Origin of the sequence: Psychrobacter sp. TB55-MNA-CIBAN-0194, from assembly GCF_040309505.1 — a bacterium.
GTDB lineage: Bacteria > Pseudomonadota > Gammaproteobacteria > Pseudomonadales > Moraxellaceae > Psychrobacter > Psychrobacter fozii.
Genome location: NZ_JBEOOW010000076.1, coordinates 1 through 350 on the forward strand (window position 1 = coordinate 1; position 350 = coordinate 350).

The window sequence follows — 350 nt, forward strand, 5'->3', positions numbered from 1 at the left end:
GATCGGTTTCTTTGAGGTCGCCTGAAGCTAAGCGCTGTTCAATGATGTAACTGGTCATCATTTTGGTCAAAGATGCTGGCGGCAAGGCTTGATTGGCATTTTTCTGTGCCAAAATTTCACCCGTGTTATAGTCCATTAATACATACGCAGTATTTGCCATCTCAGGCGGCTGTATGGCTGCACTTGCCATCACTGCACCCATAGAAATACTGACACCCACTACCAGCTGCACCAGCTGTTTTTTCACACGCTTTACTGTCATAGATTGTTACACCGCATCATAAAACCAAATGTATCTGTCGCTTGTCCCCAACACCACTACCTTTACACAATCTTTGGCAGACTATATC

General features: G+C 44.9%; 1 pseudogene. It reads right to left on the reverse strand.

The features are described 5' to 3' along the window. Window positions 1-262: pseudogene (locus tag AAEY75_RS14315) on the reverse strand (serine-type D-Ala-D-Ala carboxypeptidase); the annotation flags it as partial. Between the last annotated feature and the right edge of the window lie 88 nt (window positions 263-350).